1 protein-coding gene is annotated in these 3890 nt (G+C 68.5%); it reads right to left on the minus strand.

The annotated features are described in order from the left end of the window. A partial coding sequence (locus B2W70_RS10120; protein ID WP_286745407.1) for an aminotransferase class III-fold pyridoxal phosphate-dependent enzyme occupies window positions 1-3890 on the minus strand: 3890 nt, incomplete at both ends.

A 3890-nucleotide genomic window follows, 5' to 3' on the forward strand; every position in this document is an offset into this window, starting at 1 on the left:
GATGCGGTCGACCATGCGCTGCGTGCGCGAGTTGATGGTCTGGTACAGGGAGCGCCCGCTGCGCTTGATGTGCAACAGCGAAGCGTGGGCCGCGGCCAGCGCCAGCGGGTGGCGCACGAAGGTGCCGGCGAAGTAGGTGACGCCTGCTTCGGGGTAGGAGTCGTCGCCGTACCGCCATTGGCCGCCGTCGAGCGCATCGAGCCACAGGCTGTTGCCCGCGATGGCCGCGAAAGGCAGGCCGCCGCCGATGATCTTGCCGTAGGTGGCGATGTCGGCGCGCACGCCGTAGAACTCTTGCGCGCCACCGGGGGCCACGCGGAAGCCCGTGACCACCTCGTCGAAGATCAGCGCAGCGCCGCCCTTGGTGGCGATTTCGCGCAATTGCTGCACGAAGGCCGTGGGCTGCAGGGTCGGGTACTTGTTCTGGATCGGCTCGATCATGATGGCCGCCAGTTCGTGAGCGCACTTGCGCAGCACCTCCAGCGACTCGGGGCTGTCGTAGTCAAGCACCAGGATGTTTTCGACCGCGTTGGCCAGGATGCCTGGCGCGGCCGACAGCGAACGCAGCTGCTTGGTGCCGCGCACGATGACCTCGTCGAAGATGCCGTGGTAGCTGTTGTTGAAGATGGCGATCTTCTTGCGGCCCGTCACAGTGCGCGCGATGCGCATGGCGCCCATCACGGCTTCCGAGCCGGTGTTGCAGAAAGCCACGCGCTCCATGCCAGTGAACTCGGAGATCAACTGCGCGACATCCGCTGCCAGCGGGTGCTGCGGGCCGACCTCGATGCCCTTGTGCAGCTGGTCGATCATGGCCTGGGTGACGTCTTCGCGCTTGTAGCCCAGGAAGTTGGCGCCGAAACACGAGAGCAGGTCGATGTACTCGTTGCCATCAATGTCCCAGATGCGCGCGCCTTCGGACCGGTCTGCCACGATGGGGTAGACCAGGTCTTTCCACTGCGGGTTGAAGCCCGTGACCACGCGCGGGTCGGCCATCACCTTGCGGTGTTTTTGACTGAAGGACTTGGAGCTGCCGGTGCGGGCGTTGTACTGGCGGATGAAATCGTCGATCCACTGCTGCTGTGCCGGCGTGTATTCGTTCTGGGCTGTCAGCACGATGCGGGCCGAGGCGCCGAATGGCTTCTCGACGAGGGTGTTCTTGCTCGGCTGCGCGTCGGTGGAGGTGGCGCTTGGCGCGGCTTGCGATGGGGTGGCTGGTGCTAGCGCGACCTCGGTCTGTGCCTTGACGGCAACCTGAGCGGTCTGCGCAACCTGCAAGGGCTGCCCTGTCAGCAGCGCCAGTTGCTGCTGCATCAATGCCATTTGCTGCTGGATGAGGGCTTGCAGGCCGCTGCTGGCAGCCACCGCTGGTGGCAGCGGGGGCAGGGCAACCGCCTGTGTCACGGTGGCCGAGGGCGCCTGGGGCGAAGCTTGCGAGCATGACTCGGTTGCCGCGGGAGGGGGCTCGGCAAATCGTTCGGCCGGCAACTCGCCATCGAAGAAAGCCGCCAGTTTGGGCAGCGTGTCGAGGTCTTCCAGCAGGCGACGGAAACGCAGCCGGATGCCGAAGGTCTGCTCGAAGGCCAGGGTTGCCTGGGTCAGCGATAGCGAGTCCAGCCCCTGGTCCACGAAGGTGGCGCTGCGGTCAGTCGCTTCTGGCGGCAGGCCGGCCACATCGGCGAGGATGCGGACGATTTCTTGCTCGATGCGGGGCAGTCGATTCATGGTGGTCGTGGCAGTGAGGCTGGAAACGGTGGGCTCGGAAGCGATCGGTGCGGGCACGGCTGTGCGGCGCTTGAACCAATGCACCTCGCGGCGGAATGGGTAGGTGGGCAGCGCCACACGCGGGGTGCGCGCGGGCAGCGGCCAGGCAGGTGACAGGCCCAGGCACCAGAGCTGGCCCAGCGCCTGCAGGGCATGGCGTGCGGGTGGCAGGGCGGCTTGCGCGTTGCTCAGCAAGGGCATGACCTTGGGCAATGCACCCTGGATGCGGTGCTGGCGGATGAGCGCGGTCAGCGCCTGGCCCGGGCCGACCTCGATGAAGGTGACGTCGCCCAAGGCTTGCTCGGCCTGCACGGCCTGGCTGAAGGCGACGGGCGCGCGCACCTGCGAGGCCCAGTAGGCCGGGTCGGTGGCTTGCTCAGTGCTGAGGGGGGCTCCGCTCACGCAGGAATAGGTGGTCAGCTTCGGCGCCGACAGCTTGGCGCGCGCCAGGGCCGCTTGCACGCGGGGCAGGGCGCCCTCCATCGAGGCGCTGTGGAAGGCGTGGGACACCTTCAGTCGCGTGACGGCGATGCCTCGTTGTTCCAGCGTTGTGGCCAGCGCGTCGATGTCGGCGTGCAGGCCGGCCAGCACCGTGAGCTCGGGAGCATTGAGCGCGGCCACGTCGATGTTGGCAGGCAGCGGTTGCAAGGCTGCCAGGCCACTTCGCACGGCCAGCATGGCGCCGGCCGGCTGCACGAACATGGCTTCGCCGCGCTCGATCACGGCGCGAATGGCGTCTTGCGGGGTCATGACACCGGCGAAGCAGGCGGCGGCGTATTCGCCGATGCTGTGGCCGATCAGCGCGTGCGGGCGGATGGCAAGACTGTTGAGCCAGGCGCCCATGGCGTGCGACACGGCGAACAGCGCCGGCTGGGCCAGGCGCGTTTCGGCCAGTTCGGCGGCTGCCGCTTCGTCGGTGGGGGAGGACTCGACCAGCAGGCGACGCAGCGTGGCGGCCAGCTCGTGGGGCGTAGCGGCCAGCACCTCGTCGAAAGCATGTTGGAAAGCCGGGAACTGTGTGACCAGTTCGCGCGCCATGCCGGGGTGCTGAGAGCCCTGGCCCGGGAAGGCAAAGACGATGCGGCCACCGCGTTGCGCGGGCTGGCCTTGGGCAATTGCGCGCAGCGCGGCGATGGCTTCGTCGCGGTGCTCGGCCACGACGCACTGCCGCTGAGTCATCGCCTGGCGACCGCGCATCAGCGTGGCGGACACGGCGGCCAGCGGCAGATCGGGGTGACGCTCTAGGTGGTCGGCCAGGTCCCTGGCACGTTGCAGCAAGGCTTCGGGGTGCTTCGCCGAAATCGGCAGCAGTTGCAGGCCGGGGGCATCGGGCAGTTTTTGCTGGGCGCTGGCAGGCGCCTCGGCAACGATCACGTGTGCATTGGTGCCGCCGACGCCGAACGAACTCACGGCCGCGCGGCGAGGTGCTTCGCCACGGGGCCACGCCAGCGCCTGGGCCGAGACCTGGAAGGGTGAGTGCGCGAAGTCGATCTGCGGGTTGGGCTGGTCGAAGTGCAGCGTACCGGGGATGCGGCCATGGTGCAGCGACAGCGTGGCCTTGATCAGGCCGATGACGCCGGCCGCGGCCACCAGGTGCCCGACGTGCCCCTTGACCGAGCCCAGGGTGCAAAAGCCCGTGTCGCGCGTGTCCTGCGACCAGGCGCGCGACAGGGCTGCCACCTCAATGGGGTCGCCCAGCGCCGTGCCGGTGCCGTGGGCCTCGACGTAGCCGATGCTGCGCGCGTTGACCTGGGCGTGCTCCAGCGCCATGCGGATGGCCTGGGCCTGGCCGCTGACGCTGGGCGCGGTGAAGCTGGCCTTGTCGCCGCCATCGTTGTTCAGGCCCACGCCTTCGACGACGCCGTAGATGGTGTCGCCATCGGCCAGGGCTTGCGACAGCCGCTTGAGCACGACCACGCCACCGCCACTGCCGAACACCGTGCCCGAGGCCTGGGCATCGAAGGGGCGGCAACGGCCATCAGCGGACTCCATGCCACCTTCGACGTGCAGGTAGCCGCCCAGCTGGGGCACGATCACCGTCGCGCCGCCGGCCAAGGCGATGTCGCACTGCCCTTGTGCCAGCGCATGCCAGGCCTGGGCCACGGCCACCAGCGAGGTCGAGCACGCGG

The sequence above is a fragment of the Aquabacterium sp. UBA2148 genome, from assembly GCF_002328915.1.
In the GTDB taxonomy this organism is placed as follows: Bacteria; Pseudomonadota; Gammaproteobacteria; order Burkholderiales; family Burkholderiaceae_C; genus Aquabacterium; species Aquabacterium parvum.